General features: G+C 73.3%; 12 protein-coding genes. 8 read left to right on the top strand and 4 right to left on the bottom strand.

The window, feature by feature from the left end; all coding sequences use genetic code 11:
• Positions 1 to 231 precede the first annotated feature (231 nt).
• From ACFHW0_RS30385 to ACFHW0_RS30370, 4 genes are all read left to right on the top strand, one after another.
• Entirely contained in the window at positions 232 to 1197 is a 966-nt protein-coding gene (locus ACFHW0_RS30385; RefSeq protein WP_416613066.1) for a carbohydrate ABC transporter permease, read from the top strand.
• Positions 1194 to 2024, top strand: coding sequence for a carbohydrate ABC transporter permease (locus tag ACFHW0_RS30380; protein WP_121398166.1), 831 nt, complete (start codon positions 1194 to 1196; stop codon positions 2022 to 2024). The genes ACFHW0_RS30385 and ACFHW0_RS30380 overlap by 4 nt, the downstream gene beginning before the upstream one ends.
• Positions 2025 to 2044: 20 nt before the next feature.
• Entirely contained in the window at positions 2045 to 3454 is a 1410-nt protein-coding gene (locus ACFHW0_RS30375) for an ABC transporter substrate-binding protein (RefSeq protein WP_366644614.1), read from the top strand.
• 315 nt (positions 3455 to 3769) lie between these two features.
• The gene (locus ACFHW0_RS30370) at positions 3770 to 5008 is read left to right on the top strand and encodes a PQQ-binding-like beta-propeller repeat protein (RefSeq protein WP_416613065.1); all 1239 of its coding nucleotides are present in this window, start codon (positions 3770 to 3772) and stop codon (positions 5006 to 5008) included.
• 83 nt (positions 5009 to 5091) lie between these two features.
• Here the strand turns inward: ACFHW0_RS30370 and ACFHW0_RS30365 are convergent, their stop codons facing one another.
• The 3 genes from ACFHW0_RS30365 to ACFHW0_RS30355 form a co-directional block, all read right to left on the bottom strand.
• Positions 5092 to 5343, bottom strand: a complete 252-nt coding sequence (locus tag ACFHW0_RS30365; protein WP_416613064.1) for a hypothetical protein — start codon at positions 5341 to 5343, stop codon at positions 5092 to 5094.
• Positions 5344 to 5413: 70 nt separating this feature from the next.
• Entirely contained in the window at positions 5414 to 10876 is a 5463-nt protein-coding gene (locus tag ACFHW0_RS30360) for a carboxyl transferase domain-containing protein (RefSeq protein WP_416613063.1), read from the bottom strand.
• A gap of 275 nt (positions 10877 to 11151) precedes the next feature.
• A complete protein-coding gene (locus ACFHW0_RS30355) occupies positions 11152 to 11532 on the bottom strand; it encodes an MmcQ/YjbR family DNA-binding protein (protein ID WP_416613062.1) in 381 nt (126 codons plus the stop codon).
• A 490-nt stretch (positions 11533 to 12022) separates the two neighbouring features.
• On the opposite strand from ACFHW0_RS30355, the gene ACFHW0_RS30350 reads away from it, so the two are divergent.
• Entirely contained in the window at positions 12023 to 13246 is a 1224-nt protein-coding gene (locus ACFHW0_RS30350) for a multidrug effflux MFS transporter (protein WP_416613067.1), read from the top strand.
• Between the two features lie 211 nt (positions 13247 to 13457).
• The gene (locus ACFHW0_RS30345) at positions 13458 to 14288 is read left to right on the top strand and encodes a TIGR02452 family protein (RefSeq protein ID WP_416613061.1); all 831 of its coding nucleotides are present in this window, start codon (positions 13458 to 13460) and stop codon (positions 14286 to 14288) included.
• Positions 14289 to 14371: 83 nt separating this feature from the next.
• On the opposite strand, the gene ACFHW0_RS30340 is transcribed toward ACFHW0_RS30345, so the two are convergent.
• Complete coding sequence (locus ACFHW0_RS30340; RefSeq protein ID WP_416613060.1) at positions 14372 to 14902, bottom strand: SRPBCC family protein; 531 nt, start codon at positions 14900 to 14902, stop codon at positions 14372 to 14374.
• Positions 14903 to 15169: 267 nt separating this feature from the next.
• On the opposite strand from ACFHW0_RS30340, the gene ACFHW0_RS30335 reads away from it, so the two are divergent.
• Complete coding sequence (locus ACFHW0_RS30335; protein ID WP_416613059.1) at positions 15170 to 16495, top strand: flavin monoamine oxidase family protein; 1326 nt, start codon at positions 15170 to 15172, stop codon at positions 16493 to 16495.
• A gap of 204 nt (positions 16496 to 16699) precedes the next feature.
• A complete protein-coding gene (locus ACFHW0_RS30330; RefSeq protein WP_121398176.1) occupies positions 16700 to 17407 on the top strand; it encodes a GntR family transcriptional regulator in 708 nt (235 codons plus the stop codon).
• Positions 17408 to 17538 lie beyond the last annotated feature (131 nt).

The following is a 17538-nucleotide window of genomic DNA, read 5'->3' as shown; positions in this document are numbered from 1 at the left end:
CCCCGGTGATCTTCTCGATGTGTGACACGCGGCCGACTTCCCCCGATCGACGACGGTGCGGTACCCGAAGCTGAAACCTAGCGACATCCGCCCCGGTCAGCCACCGCAAGGAACAGCAACGTGACTGCATGTGTACGGCGCGGGCCACGGCGATCGCCCTGCCTACGGAGGGCCTCGGACCCGGGTCTTGAAATGATGTCGATCCTTCGATGCCGTTGGTAGGGTGCTGCGGTGCCTCCCCCTTCCACCGTCGGCGCGCCACCGGGCGACCGCTCCCTGACCTCCGAATCCACGCCCTCCACCGCCCGACAGGTGCGGCGCGCACGCTTCAGCGAGTCCGGTCTCGCGTGGCTGATGCTGCTGCCCTCGGTGGGGGTCTTCGCCCTGTTCGTGTTCTGGCCGCTCGGGCGGACGCTGTACCTGTCGGTGCACGGCAACGACATCTTCGGCGCCGCGTCGGAGTACGTCGGCGCGGCGCACTACCGGGACATGCTGTCCGGGGAGTTCGGCAAGGTGCTGGCCACGACGGCGCTGTTCACGCTCTTCTCGGTGGTGCCGGCCGTGCTGGGCGCGCTCTTCGTGGTGCTGCTGCTGGAGGCGCGCATCCGCGGCGTACGGGCGCTGCGCACCGCGTTCGCGCTGCCGTTCGCGTTCTCGGTGGCGACCGCGTCGGTCATCTTCGCCGTCATCTACAACCCGGCGATCGGGGTGGCGAACGGCCTGCTCGGCTCCCTCGGCTTCGACCGGGTCAACTGGCTCACCGACCCGTCGATCGCGCTGCCCGCCGTCTGCGCCGCGACGGTGTGGATGAACTTCGGCTACAACATCCTCGTGCTCTCCGCCGGGGTCTCGGCGATCTCGCCCGAGGTGGTCGAGGCGGCGCGGCTGGACGGCGCGACCGGGTGGCGGCTGGCGTCGCGGATCACCGTGCCGCTGCTCTCCCCGCAGTTGTTCTTCCTCGTCGTGGTCTCCACGATCCACGCCCTGCAGAGCTTCGGGCAGATCCACATCCTGACCAAGGGCGGGCCGGACCAGGCCACCACGACGCTGGTCTACTCGATCTACGAGAAGGCGTTCGCCTTCGGCTCCTCCGACTTCGGCGCGGCCAGCGCGCAGGCCGTCGTGCTGCTGGTCATCATGCTCGGCTGCACGGCCGTCCAATTCGGCGTCCTCGAACGGCGGGTCCACTACCGATGAAAAAGCTCAACCTCGGGCGGGTCGCCGTCTACGTCGTGCTCGGCCTGGCCGCGATCCCCGTGCTCTTCCCGGTCTACTACGGCTTCGTCGGCGCGGTGATGGGCCCCGGCGACCTGGCGACCTATCCGCCCGCGCTGGTGCCGAGCGCGCTGCACTGGCAGAACATCACCGACGTGTTCCGCTCGGTGCCGCTCGGCCGCTTCTACGCGAACTCCGCCGTGCAGGCCGGGGTCATCACGGTGGCGCAGGTGGTCACGAGCATCTTCGCCGCGTACGCCTTCGCGTTCCTCCGCCTGCCGGCGAAGGCGGCGACCTTTAGCCTCTTCCTCGCCACCCTCATGGTGCCGTGGGAAGCGATCATCATCCCCAACTACCTGGCCATCTCCGACTGGGGCCTGACGCGGGGCGGGCTGACGTACCTCGGCCTGGTGCTGCCCTTCCTCGCCTCGGCGTTCGGCACGTTCCTGCTGCGGCAGGCGTTCCTGCAGTTCCCGACCGAGCTGCGCGACGCCGCGGTGATCGACGGGTGCGGCCACTGGCGGCTGCTGTGGCGGGTCATCGTGCCGCTGTCCAAGCCCTCCATCGCGGCGGTCGGGGTCTACGTCTTCCTGTCGGCGTGGAACCAGTACTTCTGGCCGCTGATCCTCATCCGCGACACCGAGTTCCAGACGCTGCAGATCGGCATCTCCCAGCTCAACGACGCCGAGGCGGCGCAGCCGGGTCTCGTCCTCGCCGGCGTCGCGTTGTCGCTGCTTCCCACGCTGGCCGTCGTGATCTTCGGCCAGCGCTACATCGTCCGCGGGCTGACCGCCGGGGCGCTGCGTTGAACCATCGAGAAGGAGAACCAATGAGAAGACCTCGGCTCCGCCGTACGGCGGCGGCGTTCGTCGCCGTCGTGGCCGCCGCCGCGCTCACGGCCTGCGGCGACTCCGGGTCCGGCACCGACGGCGGCAGCGGCGCGCTCGACGCGCCGGGCGCCGAGGTGCTGGAGAAGGCCACGGACAAGACCACGATCGAGTTCTGGCACGCGATGAAGGGGGCCAACGCCACCGCCGTCGACAAGCTCGTGGCGGACTTCAACGCCCAGAGCGGCGGCAAGGTCGAGGTCAAGGCGGTCTTCCAGGGAAGCTACGACGAGACGATCGCGAAGTACAAGGCGTCGGTGCAGCAGAAGAGCACGCCGGCCCTGGTGCAGATCTACGACATCGGCAGCCGCTTCATGGTGGACTCGAAGCAGGTCGTGCCGATGCACAAGTTCATCGAGAAGGACGGCTTCAACGCCGGCGACATCGAGCCGAACATCGCCAGCTACTACTCGGTCGACGGCAAGCTCTGGTCGATGCCGTTCAACTCCTCGACGCCCCTGCTCTACATCAACAAGGAGGCGTTCGAGCGGGCCGGCCTCGACCCGACGAAGCCGCCGAAGGACCTCACCGAGATCGGCGAGCTGGCGAAGAAGCTCACGGTCAAGGACGCCAGCGGCAAGACCGTCCAGTACGGCTTCAACGCCGCCATCTACGGCTGGCTGGTGGAGCAGCTGCTCGCCACCGACGGCAAGGAGTACTGCGACAAGGGCAACGGGCGCAGCGGCCTGGCCACCAAGGTGCAGTTCGACCAGGAGACGGCCGTGCGGGTCGCGCAGTGGTGGACGGACCTGGTGAAGGGCGGCTACGCGACGAACACCGGCCGCAAGACCGACGACGCCCAGGCCGCGTTCAAGTCGGGCACGGTCGCCATGCACCTGGAGTCCACCAGCGTGCTGCGCGGCTACGTCGACGCCGCGAAGGGCAAGTTCACCGTGCTCACCGCCCCGTACCCGAAGGTGAGCGCCTCCTCCACGGGCGGACCGATCATCGGTGGCGCCTCGCTGTGGATCAACGGCGTCGGCCACAGCGACAAGGAGAAGCGGGCCGCCTGGGAGTTCGTGAAGTTCGCCTCCGGTCCGGTCGAGCAGGCCAAGTGGCACACCAGCACCGGGTACGTGCCGATCAACGCCAAGGCGCTCGACGAGCAGATCGACAAGGACTGGATGGCGAAGTTCCCCCAGTTCCGTACCGCCGTCGACCAGCTGCACGCGCTGCCGCCGTCGGTCGCGTCGGCCGGCTGCCTGCTGGGCGTGATGCCGCAGGCCCGCAAGGCGTCCGAGGACGGCCTCGAGGCGGCGATCGTCGGCAGCAAGCCCGCCGAGCAGGCCATGAAGGACGCCGCGGCGAGCGTGCAGGGCGCCATCGACAGCTACAACAAGTCCGTCAGCTGACCACCGCACCGGGCTGATCGTCGAGAAGGGCCGGTTCCGCCGGAACCGGCCCTTCTCCGCTGCCGGTCGCCGGACACCGTCGGAGTCGGCCGGAGGACCTCCGCGCGAGCGTCGGTGGTCGGCGCATCGCGTACGGCGTGGGTGCGGGCGGTTCCTAGGGTGGGCCCTGTCCACCGATCGAGGGAGAGACCGTTGTCGCCGTCGCACCGCCCACCCCGTTGGCGCCTGGCAGGGGCAACCCTGAGTCTCGTCGGGCTCGCCGCCTGTACCGGGCCCCGGGCGGAGCCACCGGAGCGGCCGGCGCCGCGGGTCGAGGTGACCCAGGAGAGCCTGCGCGGCAGCGAGACCGGAGCGGAGCAGGAGGGCCCGGAGCCGATCTGGTCGATGACGGCCGACCGGCTCGACCAGCCGTTGACACAGCTCGGCCAGGTCATCGTCGTGCCCGACGAGCGGGAGCTGCGGGCGGTGGACCGCTCCACGGGGCAGGACCGCTGGCGCCACCCGTTCCCGGTGAGCTACCAGTACGCGGTCGCCGGCGATCTGATCGTCCTCAGCGCCAGCAACGGCGGGCCGCTGGAGGTGCTCGACGCGGCCACCGGCGCCACCCGCTGGCGGGCCGAGGACACCCAGGACGTCGTCGTCCAGCAACAGGTCGTGTACGACCGGGAGTGCGTCGGCACCGGACGGTCGGCGAAGTGCGTCGTCATCGCGCGCGACGTCCGCGACGGTCGCCAGCTGTGGAAACTGCCCGCCGACCGGTTCGCCCGGGTGACCGACGAGGCGCTCGGCGTCCGCGCACCGCATGCCGCGCCCACCGGCCGGTACGTGGCGGTGCGGCTGGACGGGCGTACCTACACCACCGTCGCGACCACCACCGGCAGGGCCGGCGCCGGACGGTTGCCGAGCCGGGCCTGGCACGGCTTCGTCGCCGAGGGCCTGCTGGTGACCACCGACCACGATCCGCCCCGGGACGACCGGCGGTGCACGGTCAGCATCGCCACCGCCGACGCGGCCACCGGTGCCAGAGGCTGGTCCGGCGAGGTCTTCAGCGGGCGTCGCGAGGACGGAGAGTGTGCCAAGCGACTGGCGCACGATCGCAGCGGGCTGGCCCTGCTCGGGGCCGGCACCCGGCTCGTCGCGGTCACCGCGGCCGGTCGGCCCCAGGTGATCGACCTGCGGACCGGCAGGACGCAGTGGGAGGGGGCCGCCTCCGGCGTGCCGGTCGACGGGGACGACCGGTCCGTGCTGGTGCGGCGCACCGCCGACGAGGGCGAGCTGGCCCTGCTCGACGCGGCCACCGGCGCGACGCGGTGGAGCGCGCCGGATCCGGGGCTGTCCGGCACCTCGGCGAGCTGGCGGTCGAGCGTGACGAAACGCCTCGTGGCGGTCAGCGGCGCGGCAGGTGAGCGGCCGGTCGTGCTCGTCCACGACGTGTCGACCGGTCGCCAACTCGGCCGGTACCCCGGTTGGCTCGCCGGGGCCGGGGACGACTGGGTCGCGGTCAGCCACTCCGGAGGACCGGACGGGACCGCCCTGGGCCTGTACGCCTTCTGAACCGGCCCGCCGGACCGGCCGCGGGCCGACGGCCGTGTCCACCACCGGCCCGCACGCACGGCCGGACCGCCGCGCGCCCGGACTCAGCCGGGGAACGGCGGCAGCGCGGCGAAGCCGGGGCGCACCTGGACCTGCTGTGCGACCTGGCCCATGAGCATCGCCTCCCGCTGGCCGAACGCCCCGCTCTCGGCGGCCTGCACCCGCAGCACCGCGCTGCGCGCGGCCTTCGGCACGATGTAGCTGCCCAGGAACGCCTGGCCGTGGGGCTGGTGGGGCAGCCGGGTGGCGGGGCGCGCGACGCGGCGGGCGCCCGTACCGGCGCGGAACGCGTCCACGCCGGTACGGGCGCCGGTCTGCGATCAGGCGCGACGCGCCACGGCGAGTCCTCACCGTGGCGCGCCACCGTCAGCGCAGGCGGGCCTCGATGGCCTGGATGATGCGCGGGCGCAGTTCCGCCGCGCGGATGACGGCGTCGACGGAGCCGACCTCGACCGCGCGCTGGATGTTGTGCACCCGGTCGAACTCGGCGGCCACCTCGCCCAGCTTCTCCACGCGTACCGTCGAGCGCAGCTCGTCGAGCTCCGCGGTCAGCGCCGCGCGGTCGGTGCCGGAGGCGGCCGCGACGCGGGCCTCCAGCTCCCGCACGCGCGGGTCGGCCGCGGTACGGGCGTTGACGTCGCCGGAGAACACCACCGCGGCGGCGGGGGCGCCGCCGAGCACCGAGGCGAACGAGCCCTCCAGCGCGAGCACGGTCATGTTCGGGTTCAGCGCCTTCGAGAACACCACGAACGCGCCGCCGTGGTACCGCGAGATCACGCAGAACACGATGGGCCCGCGGAAGTTCACGATCGCGCGGCCGATCTCGGCGCCGTACTCCAGCTGGAGATTGCGCATCGACTCCGGCGAGCCGTCGAAGCCCGACAGGTTCGCCAGCACCACCAGCGGCCGGTTTCCGCTGGCCGCGTTGATCGCCCGCGCGGCCTTCTTCGACGACCGCGGGAACAGCGTGCCCGCGGTGTAGGTGTCCGGGCCGTCGGTGGGCGGGAAACCGCGCCGCGGCACCGACCGTGACTCGATGCCGATCAGGCACACCGGCATGCCACCCAGGTGTACGTCCTGCACCGCCACGGTCTCCGCGTCGGCCATGCCCGCCCACCGTTCCAGCACCGGGTGGTCCTGGTCGGAGAGCGCCCGCATCACGGTCCGGATGTCGAACGGCTTCTTGCGGTCCGGGTTGGCCTCGGCGGAGAAGATCTCGCCCACGGTGGTGAAGTCGCTGCCCGTCACGACGTGCGGGAAGTCGGAGATGTCGCGGTCGACGGGGTCGGTCGTCCGCGCCCGCCGCGGCCCCTGCTCGCCGGGTGCGACGTACGTGTGCTCGTAGTGCGCCATCAGCACGTCGCGCGCGGCGGCCAGGTTCGGCGCCCAGTACTGCGCCTGCCCGTTCGGGCCCATCACCCGGTCGTAGCCGCCGATGCCGAAGTTGTCCTCGGCCGAGACGCCGCCGGAGAAGTCGAGCGACTGCTTGCCGGTGAGCACCATCGCCGAGTCCGGCGTCATCACCAGGATGCCCCTGGTGTGCATCAGCATCGTCGCCTCGGCGTTCCAGTACGGCTGCGCGCCGACGGTGATGCCCGCGACCACGATGTTGATCTCGCCGCCGTCCTGGGTGAACTCGACGATCCGCTTGAGCGCCGCGGCCACCCAGTCCATGTTCTCCGTGCCCGACTCCATGGAGATCCGGGCGCCCGCGGACAGCGCGTACCACTCCAGCGGCACCTGCATCCGCTCGGCCAGGTCCAGCGCGGCGATCACGCGGCGGCACTCCGGCTCCGACAGCGCGCCGAGCGCCTTCGTCGGGTCGCCGAGCAGCACGACGCGGGTGACGCCCTGCGGGTGCCGCCGGGTCGGCGTGGTCACCACGCCGGCCACGATCGCCGCGCTGTTGCGCCCCTTCGGCCGGTCGACCGGCACCAGCGCGTGGTTCTCGTCGAGGTCGTGCTCGACGAAGGTGCCGAGCAGGCCGGTCAGCTCGTACGGGTAGACCGCGTTGCGGCTGCTCGCGCGCAGCACCTTCTGCCGGTAGTCGTCGAGCGGCTCGACCGGCTCGTCCGACGGCTCGCCGACGGTCAGCGCGGTGCCGCCGGTGGCGTCGAACGAGACGCGTACGGCGATCTTGGTCAGCTCGCCGGTCCTGCGGTGGCGCTGCCGGGCGATGAACAGGATCTCCTCCAGCCCGGCGCCCGCGGTCGTGGGCAGCACCCGGCGGGCGATCATCTCCAGCTCGGCGCGGGTGAGGTCGCTCGGCGGCCAGACGTAGAGCACGATCCGGTTGGTGCTGAAGCGCTTCCTCGACGGCCGCCGCGACTGGGCGCGGCGGATCGAGTCGAGACAGGTGGCGAGGACGTCCTCGGCCGTCGGCAGCGCCACCAGCCTGCCGTCGTGCTCGCGCAGCTCGGTCAGGTCGCGCACCTGCGCGAACGCGACGAGGCGGTCGTCCGACGGGTTCTCCCGCGCCACGCACCGGAAGAGGTAGACCTCCTCGTCCGACGACGGCAGCCGGGTGAGGTCGAACTTGCTCAGCCGCTCCATCTGCATCCGCTGCGCGATGTACGGGTGCAGGCCGCGGATCAGCCGCTCCTCGACCATCCCGAGGGTCGACGGACGGAACGTGAAGTGGTGGTGCATCACCGCGCCGCTGCGACCCGCGACGGTGGTGGTGAGCCTGCGGACCTGGTGCGGCAGCGGGTGCGCGCTGACGACCTCGTGCAGCGCCGCCGCCATCGCGTCGAAGTCCGCCGGCTGGTTCTCCCAGGCCAGGTAGATGTCGACGTCGATCGCGTCGTGGCCACTTGCCAGCTCCGCGAGGCCACGCAGCGCGCTGCCCAGCGCGTCGAAGCCCACGGCGGCCGAGACCACGCACGAGCCCGTCCGCTCGGCGACGACGAACGTGCAGCCCTCGACCTCGCTGGTGCGTACGCCGGTGAGGTCCTTGTTGCCGTAGTACCGCCGGGTCAGCACCTCCAGCATGACCGCGTTGTCGACGTCGTCGCGGACGAGCCGCTGGCCGAGCAGCCGCACCAGCGGCTCGGTGGAGCGCACCATCTCGGCGATGCGCTCGGCGCGGTCCGGCGCCTCGGGGTGCGCGTCCAGGTGGCGCAGGTGCCGGCGTACGTCGGCGTAGACGCGGGCGCGGTTGCGGCGCAGCAGCGGCTGGGCGAACCAGGCGAACACCACGCCGCGCGCGAGGTCGCAGACCACGGGGAAGCGGACCTGGGTCGCGGCCACCAGCCGCTCCAGCGCGAGACCGGCGGGCTCGCGCAGCGAGTCGTCCGGCGGCGGCTCCCGCAGCCAGGCGCGCAGCAGCGTCGCGACGACCGTGGCGTCGGCGGAGGCGCGTTGCAGGGCGAGGAAGATCCGGAACACGGCGGCTTCGAGCGCGGGGGAGCGCTCCAGCTCGGTGACGCCGTAGTGCGCGAGCGCCTTGGCGAGCTTGGCCTGGAAGGCCTCCGGCAACCCGGCCCGGTCGACGTCGAGGTACTGCAAATAGGTGTGGAAGTATTCGCGGGCGCTCGGCACGTGGCCGGCGCCGCCGCCGTCCTCGCCCGTGGGCCGGTTGCGGCTGAGCTCGGTGAGGTCGGCGAACACCTCGATGAGGCCGAGCTCCTCGGCCAGCGGCCGGTGGCCGTCCTCGGTGGCCGCCCGGCGCGCGGCGAGGTAGTCGTCGAGCAGCCGGCGCTCGTCGTGCGGGTCGACGTCGAAGCCGAGCAGCAGGCTGCGCAGGTCCTCCTGCCCGCGCGTGGCGCGCTCCCGCGCCGGGACGCTGTCGGGCGCGGCGGGCAGGTCCAGCTCGACGGACTCGCCGGCCGAGGTCTCGCCGGCCTCGGCGTCGTCGCCGAGCGGCTCCAGCCGCAGCAGTGGCGCGCCGGCCTCCACCTGGGTGCCCACGGACACGGCGCACTCCTTCAGCCGCGCCTTGAACGGCGCCCGCAGCACCGTCTCCATCTTCATGCTCTCCAGCACCAGCACCGGCGCGCCCGCCTCGACCTCGGCGCCGATCTTCAGCGGCGTGGCGACGACCAGTGCGGGCATGGGCGAACGCAGCACACCGCCCTCGTCGCGGCTGACGCGGTGCGCCACGCCGTCGACCTCGACCAGGTGGATCGGCCCGTGCGTGCCGATCAGCAGGCGGTACCGCGAGCCGTTGACGACGATCTGCCCGGTGTGCCGGTCGAAGCGCTCCAGCTCGACGTCGGCGGTGCGCACCGTGCCACCCGCTTCGATGCCGACGCGGAACCGGTGCGCGCCGACCCGCGCGACGCGTACGCGGTAGCCGACGCCGCGCAGCTTGAGGTCCAGCGGCCGACCGCTCTCGTGCTGCACCTGCGGGCGTCCGCCGAACGCCGTCGACAGCAGCCGCTGCCGCTCGACGCCTTCCTCCTCCTCGTACGCCTCGATGGCGGCGGCCGCCAGCGCGACGGCGGAGTGCCGGTGCGAGACGAGCCTGCCCTCGCCCCGGACGCGGTCGATCCAGCCGGTGTCCGCGCTGGCGTCGATCACCTCGGGCTGGTCGAGCAGGTCGAGCACGAAGCTCTTGTTCGTCGCGCCGCCCTCGATGATCACCGTGGTCTGCGCCATCGCCCGGCGCAGCCGGCCGAGCGCCTCGTCGCGGTCGCGGCCGTACGCGATGATCTTCGCGATCATCGAGTCGAAGTCGGCGGGGATGGTGTCGCCCTCGCTGACGCCGGTGTCCACGCGGATGCCCGGCCCGGCCGGTAGGTCCAGCCGCGCGATGCGACCGGGGGAGGGCGCGAAGTCGCGGTCGGGGTCCTCGGCGTTCAGCCGGGCCTCGATGGCGTGCCCGCGCTCCACCGGCGGCTCGCCCTCGAGCCGCCCGCCCGAGGCCACGTGCAGCTGCGCCCGGACCAGGTCGAACCCGGTGGTCGACTCGGTGATCGGGTGCTCGACCTGCAGGCGGGTGTTGACCTCCAGGAAGGCGAACAGCCGGTCGCCGGGGTGGTAGAGGAACTCGACGGTCGCCGCGCCGCGGTAACCGACCGCGACGGCGAGCCGTTCGGCCGACGCCTTGAGCTCGGCCGTCTGCTCAGGACCGAGCACCGGCGACGCCGACTCCTCGATGACCTTCTGGTTGCGCCGCTGCACCGAGCAGTCGCGGACCCCGAGCGCCCACGCGGTGCCCTGGCCGTCGGCGATCACCTGGACCTCGACGTGCCGGGCGCCGGTGACCAGGCGTTCCAGGAACACGACGCCGCTGCCGAACGCCCGCGCGGCCTCCTGGCTGGTGCGCTCGTAGGCGTCGGCCAGCTCGGCCTCGCCGGTGATCACGCGGATGCCGCGCCCGCCGCCACCCGCCGTCGCCTTGAGCATCAGCGGGTAGCCGATCTCGGCCGCCGCCGCCAGGGCGGCGTCCAGGGTCTCGACCGCGCCGCGGCTCCACGGCGCGACCGGCACGCCGACCTCCTCGGCGATCAGCTTCGCGCCGATCTTGTCGCCGAGCTTGCGCATGGCGTCCGGACTCGGTCCGACGAAGGTGACGCCGACCCTCTCGCACAGCTCCGCGAACGCCGGGTCCTCGGCGACGAAGCCCCAGCCGACCCACGCGGCGTCGGCCCCGGTGTCCACCAGCGCGCGCTCCAGCACCTTCAGGTCGAGGTACGGGCGCGCGGACGCCGGACCGAGGTCGTAGGACAGGTCCGCCTCGCGGACGAAGGTGGCCGTACGGTCGACGTCGGTGTGCAGGGCGACGGTCTCGATCCGTGTCCCGGTCTCCGCGGCGATGGCCCGTACGGCGTGGATGAGCCGCATGGCGGCCTCACCACGGTTGACGATGGCGACACGACTGAACACCGACCGAGCCCTCCTTTTAGACCAATGATGCGGCGCGCCGCAACGCGGCGGCACCTTCGGCAGTGTCCACCCTTCCGCCTGTGGATCAAAAGGTCAGGGGTCCGAATCCGTTCGACGGACGGACAGGGTTACGGCCTTGACCAGCCGAAACGCCGGCCAGAACCGTGATCGTTTCCCGGCATGTGTTGCGGCCGTCCACTTCGTGGGAGAGTGGTGCGCCCGGGGTGCACATATGTTACTGGCGGGTTCGTGTTGATCGGTGCCGCGACGGGGCCTCAGCGGGGACCGGTGCCGCCGTCGAGGTCGCCGACGAGCGAACCCGGAACACGCATCCGCCACGCGTCGGTGACGAGCTCCGTCAGGCGGTCGACGTCCACCTTCGCCAGCCGCAGCATGACCAGGGGCAGCCCGTCGTACGCGGGCGTGGTGAAGAAGACCTCGGGCTCGCCGAGGAGCAACGCCTGCTTCTCCGCCTCGTCGCCGACGTACAGCACCGCGACGTCGGTCCGGATCAGACGCGACGTGCCCGGTCTGCGCTCGGGATAGGACCAGACGAACCCCTTGTCGGCGACCCGGAAGTCGAAGCCCTCGCTGTCGATCTCGGCCGCGTGGGGCAGCGCCAGCGCCACGTGACGGACGTCGTCGGCGTCAGCCATCGGGGTTGCTCCGTACCATCGTCTCCCGCACCCGGGCAGCCTAGTCGCTGCGCGGCGCGCGACCGCCGCGGCAGCCGAGCGGGTGACGGCCCCGGGCCGTGGCGCCGCGGTCACCGAGGTCACCGCGGGCCGGGCGGCCGGCCGATCGCACGGACGGGCCGCCGGTCTTCAGAGGGCCGGGGCGCGCGGGGTCCGGTTGCGGCGAGTCGTCCGCCGCGGATGGGAGCATGGTGCCGGCGCGCGGGCCCGACCGGCGGGATCCGGCTGCGCGCAGCGGCTCCGGTCGCCGTCCGACCGCCGCCGCCCGACTGTGAACTCCGTTACCTCGCCGCCGAGCGGGAATGAGATCACCGGATCCGGATTTGGAGCCAGATGTGACTCCTGCACTCTTCCCAGCCCGGCTGCGTACCGACCGGTCGGGGGCGAGCCGATGACGGCCGCCGTCGACGCCCCGCAGGGGCCGGCAGCCCCGCTGACGCCCGGTGACCTGATGAGCCCCCGGCAACGCCTGCGGCTCGTCCTCGTCCTCGGGTCGCTGATCGCGGTGGGTCCGCTGACCATCGACATGTACCTGCCCGCGCTTCCCGCGATCGTCGACGATTTCCGGACCACGTCGGCGGCGGTCCAACTGACCCTCACCGGCACGCTGGCGGGCCTCGCCCTCGGCCAGCTGCTGATCGGCCCGCTGTCCGACGCCGTCGGCCGGCGCGCGCCGCTGATCGCGGGCATCGCGCTGCACGTCGTGGCGTCGCTGCTCTGCGTCGTCGCGCCGACCATCGCGATTCTCGGCGCGTTGCGGGTCGTGCAGGGCCTCGGCGTCGCCGCGGCCTCGGTGGTCGCGATGGCCGTGGTCCGTGACCTGTTCGACGGCGCGGCCTTCGCGAAGCTGCTCTCCCGGCTGCTGCTGGTCATGGGGACGGCGCCGATCCTCGCGCCGACCCTCGGCGGCGGGCTGCTGCGCTGGACGGACTGGCGTGGCGTGTTCGTGGCGCTGGCCGCCTTCGGTGTGCTGCTCGTGGTGGTCGCCGCGCTCGGCCTCCGCGAGACGCTGCCCGCCGAACGGCGCCGGCGCGGCGGGGTGGTCGGGACGGTGGGCGTGTACGGCTCGCTGCTGCGCGACCGTACGTTCGTGGGCCTGGTCCTGGTCGCCGGACTGGCCATGGCGGCGTTGTTCGCGTACGTCGCCGGGTCGTCGTTCGTCTTCCAGGAGCAGTACGGCCTGGACGAGCAGCAGTTCGGTCTGGCCTTCGGAGCGGGTGCGGTCGGGCTGATCGCGGCGACCCAGTTCAACGTGCGGCTGCTGCGCCGCCACTCGCCGCAGCGGATCCTCGTCGTCGCCCTGGCCGCGGGGAGCGTGGCCGGACTGGCACTGCTGGCCTTCGCCGTGACCGGGTTCGGCGGGCTGCCGAGCCTGCTGGTGTCGTTGTGGGTGGTGCTCGCGGCGGCGGGTCTCGCGATGCCGAACGCGCCGGCCCTGGCCCTGTCCCGCCACGGGGAGGCGGCCGGCACGGCCTCCGCCCTGCTCGGTGCCGTGCAGTTCGGCGTCGGTGCGCTGGCCGCGCCCCTGGTGGGCGTTCTGGGCACCGGCGCGGTCGCCATGTCCGTCGTCGTCGCGGGGGGCATGCTGGCGGCGACGGCGGTCCTGCTCGTCGTCGTGCGGCCGTCCCGGCTCGCCGACCTCGAGCCGGACGCGGTGGTCCTGGCCGCGCACTGAGCGGGCACACCGGTGCGCTGCCCCCACTCGTGGTCGACCTTCCAGGTCGACCACGCCCGGTGGACCGACGCGGCCCGCACCGCCGGCTCCGCGACGGCCGGGGCATCCACTGTGGCGATCGGAGGCGGCTGAAGCGGTTGTCGGCGCAGCGGTGGCGGCCTAGCCTGCTGGCTGTGCACGCCCCCTGCCGGCGGATGCGCCGGGTGTGCCGGTGAGCAGCCGCCTTCGTGAGATCGCCCGACAGACGGTGGCCATCGCCGAGTCGGGCCGGTACCGCAACGGCGCCGGCGTCGACGTGGTCATCGGTGCGCAGGTGCGGGCCGCGGTCGCCGGCACCCGCCACCACCTTCCCGACGAGACGCTCACGGTCAGCGACACGCGGGTCGGGGCCGGCGAGGTCGAGGTGACGTACGAGTCGACGTTGCAGGCGGCCCGCCGGCTCGCTCCGGACGCGGCGTGTCTGGTGTTCGCGTCGGCCAAGAATCCGGGCGGCGGGTTCCTCGGCGGGGCCAAGGCGCAGGAGGAGAGCATCGCGCGATCCTCCGCGCTCCACCCGTGCCTGCTCGCCGCGCCCGACTTCTACGCGGTCCACCGCGGCCAGCGCGACCTGCGATACAGCGACCGGGTCATCTACTCCCCGGGCGTGCCGGTGTTCCGCGACGACAAGGGTGGGCTGCTCGACCTGCCGTACACGACGTCGTTCCTCACCGCCGCGGCGCCGAACCTCGGCGCGATCGTCCGCAACCAGCCCGCGCACACCCCCGACGTGCCGGCGGTGCTGGCCCGGCGTGCGCGGCGGGTGCTCGAGGTGGCCGCCGCGCACGGGCATCGGACGATCGTGTTGGGCGCGTGGGGGTGCGGGGTGTTCCGCAACGACCCCGCCACGGTGGCGGGCGCCTTCGCCGAGGCGATGCGGATCGTCGACCGGTTCGACCGGGTGGTGTTCGCCATCCGCGACAACCTGTCGGGTACCCCCGTGTACGGCGCCTTCGCGGCACGCTTCAGGACCACCGGGCCGGCGGGCGACGCCCGCCGCGGGTGAGCGGTCCGGCCCGACGCCGCGCCGAGGCGCGACCCGGCGGTGGCCGCGCGGCCGCCACCGCCGCACGGCCACCGCCGTCGTGGTCAGCGCGGCTGCTCGGCGAGGTCCCGGATGCCCTGCAACGTGCCGGCCATGGCGTCGCGCAGGGCGCCCAGCCGGCGTGCGATGACCTGCTCCTCGTTCTCCGGGGCCCGGTCGATGATCAGGCTGAGCCCGGTGCGGCCGGGGCCGATCCGCACGGAGTGCGACAACCGGCACCCGCCGTCCTCTGCGGTGAGGCGGTACTGCCAGGTGGCGCCCGGCTGCTCGGGGTCGGTGGGGCCGCCGCCGAAGCGGTTGTCCGGGTCGAGCACCACCCAGCCGAAGACCCGCGGCGCGTCGAACCGCACGACGTGCGAGACGGTGCGCCACTCGCCCAGCGCGGGATGGTGGTTGTGCCCCTCGAACCGGGCGCCGAGCGCGGGCCCCCGGCTGCCGTCCAGCCATCGCACCCGGCGCAGCTCCGGACTGAACCGCGCGGGCAGCTCGATGTCCGTGACCAGCTCCCACACCCGGGCGGGATCGGCTGCCACGTGCAGGTCGCACTCGACCGCCGGGCCGTCGACGTAGCGCACGGCATCCTCCTTCGTGTCCTTCACCGTCTTCCGGTCCGCGCACCGCACCCACCGTCGGGGGACGGGCGACAGCCGCACCGGACAAGGATGGCCCGTGCGGGGCCGACCGCGCAGCCCCGCAGGCTCATGTGTCTCGATGCCGACGATCGGCGTTCATCGAGACGGCCGGCGGTCGACCGCCCGATCGCCGGGGCTGCATGCCGCCCCGCCGGCTGCCGCGACCCGGCGCCGCGGTCATGGCGGCGGCGTAAACGGGTATGCCGTCGCATGGGAACCGAGGTCGTCGTGGTCGGCGCCGGCTTCTCCGGGCTGGCCGCCGCGCTCGCGCTCGCCCGCGCCGGCGTACGGACGCGGGTGCTGGAGGCGCGGGACCGGGTGGGCGGGCGGGTGCTCACCCGGTGGCTGGCCGACGGCACCCAGCTCGATCTCGGGGCCCAGTGGGTCGGCCCCACCCAGGACCGGGTCAACGGGCTGCTCGCCCGGTACGGGATCGCCACCTTCCCGTCCGCCGCGTACGGCGCCTCGGGCGTGCTGTTCCCCGACGGCCGGCACGCCGGGGCGCCCGAGGCCGCCGGGAGGGTCCTCGACCTGCTCGACGCGTACGCCGAGCGGGTCGACCCGGCCGCGCCGTGGGCGGGGGCCGAGGCCGCCGAGTGGGACCGTACGACGCTGGCCGGCTGGCTGCGCACGGCCGCGCCGGACCCGGCCACCGCCCGGTACCTCGGGCGGCTGCTCGCGGGCGGGCTGCTGGCCGCCGGCCCGGACGAGATCTCCGTGCTCCAACTGGCGTTCTACCTGCGCTCCGGCGGCGGCAGCCGGGCGTTGCTCGCGATGGCCGGCGGCGCGCAGCAGGACCGGATCATCGGCGGACCGCCGGTGCTGGCCGAGGCGCTGGCCGCCGCCCTCGGCCCGGACGCGGTACGGCTGTCCGCGCCCGTGCGGGCCATCGCGCAGGAGCGCGCCGGCGTGGTCGTGCACACCGACACCGACCGCGTCGAGGCGGACGCGGTGGTGGTCGCCGTGCCGCCGACGCTGGCCGGACGCATCCGCTACGACCCGCCGCTGCCGCCCCTGCGCGACGCGCTCACCCAGCGGATGCCGATGGGCTCGGCGATCAAGGTCCACGCGATCTACCCGGAGCCGTTCTGGCGCGCCGACGGCCGTTCCGGCGTCGCGTTCTGCCTCGCCGGGCCGGTCACCGAGACGGTGGACAACAGCACCCCGGCCTCCCCGCGCGGGGTGCTCACCGCGTTCAGCTACGGCCCGGAGGCGAACGCGCTGCGACGGATGCCGCCGCAGGACCGCAGGGCGAGCCTGCTCGACGCCCTCGCCGCCGTCGCCGGACCGGCCGCCCGACGGCCCGACGAGTTCGTCGAGTACGACTGGTCGGCCGACGAGTGGACGCGCGGTTGCTTCTGCGGGGCGCCGACCCCCGGCTCCTGGTGCGGCTACGGGCCGGAGCTGCGCCAGCCGGTGGGGCGGGTGCACTGGGCCGGCACGGAGACCGCCACCCGGTGGGCGGGTTACCTGGACGGGGCGATCGAGGCCGGCGAGCGGGCGGCGGCGGAGATCCTGGCGCAGACGGGCGGTTGACGCGGCGGGGCCGGCTGCTCAGCGGCTCAGCCGCTCGGCGGCGGCGGTCGCCGTTCGCACCGACCGGACGCCGGGCGAGGAGGTGCCCGGCCGGTGCCGCGTCGACCGGTAAGCTCCAACCTCGGCGTACGTGTGTCGACCGGTGTTCGTCGGGACGAGGGGTGACCTCACCGCCCCCGGTGAGCTGAGCAGGGTGGAGTGGTTGTGACGGCCGACTGGCAGGCGGGCGGTTCCGGCGCCGCCGGGTCAGGACTGGCGCTGGCGGCCATCCAGGGGCGGCAGAGCCTGCGCGAGGAGGTGGCGCACGCCCTGCGCGCCGCGATCGTGGCGGGCCAGATCAGGCCCGGCACCATCTATTCGGCGCCCACCCTGGCGACGCAGTTCGGGGTCTCCCCGACGCCCGTGCGCGAGGCGATCCTCGATCTGGCCAAGGAGGGCCTGATCACGATCGTCAAGAACAAGGGCTTCCGGATCCGCTCCCTGTCGGAGCGCGAACTCGACGAGATCACGCAGATCCGGGAACTGCTGGAGATCCCGGTGGTGGCCGACCAGGTGGGCCGGCTCTCGGCGGAGCAGTTGCGCGAGCTCCGGGTCCTCGCGGAGGCCATCGTCAGGGCCGCGAGCCGGGGCGACGTCGTGGCGTACATCGAGGCGGACAGCGAGTTCCACCTGACCCTGCTGCGCGCGGGTGGCAACCTGCGGCTGGTGGAGACGGTGGCCGACCTGCGTAACCGCACCCGCCTGTACGGGCTCGACGCGCTGGTCAGGGACGGCCGGCTGGTCGACTCGGCGGACGAGCACGTCCAGCTCATGGAGCTGTTCGCGGCGGGGGACCGGGACGGGGTCGTGGACCTGATGCGCAGCCACCTGCGGCACGTGCGCGGAATCTGGGCCGACCGACCCGAGCGTTAGCCGGGGCGCGTCACCGCGGGCCGGCCTGTGGCGGTCCGCTGCCGGCACATCACCGCGCCGACGACGGGCGCCGGTGCCGGAAGAGGGAACACCGTTCGCATCTGGTGACGGCCCCGACAACCGTGCTACGG

This window comes from Micromonospora sp. LOL_025 (assembly GCF_048060285.1).
Classification (GTDB): Bacteria; Actinomycetota; Actinomycetes; order Mycobacteriales; family Micromonosporaceae; genus Micromonospora.
The sequence above is the reverse complement of the archived record's forward strand: the minus strand, read 5'-3'. Positions and strand labels throughout refer to the sequence as shown.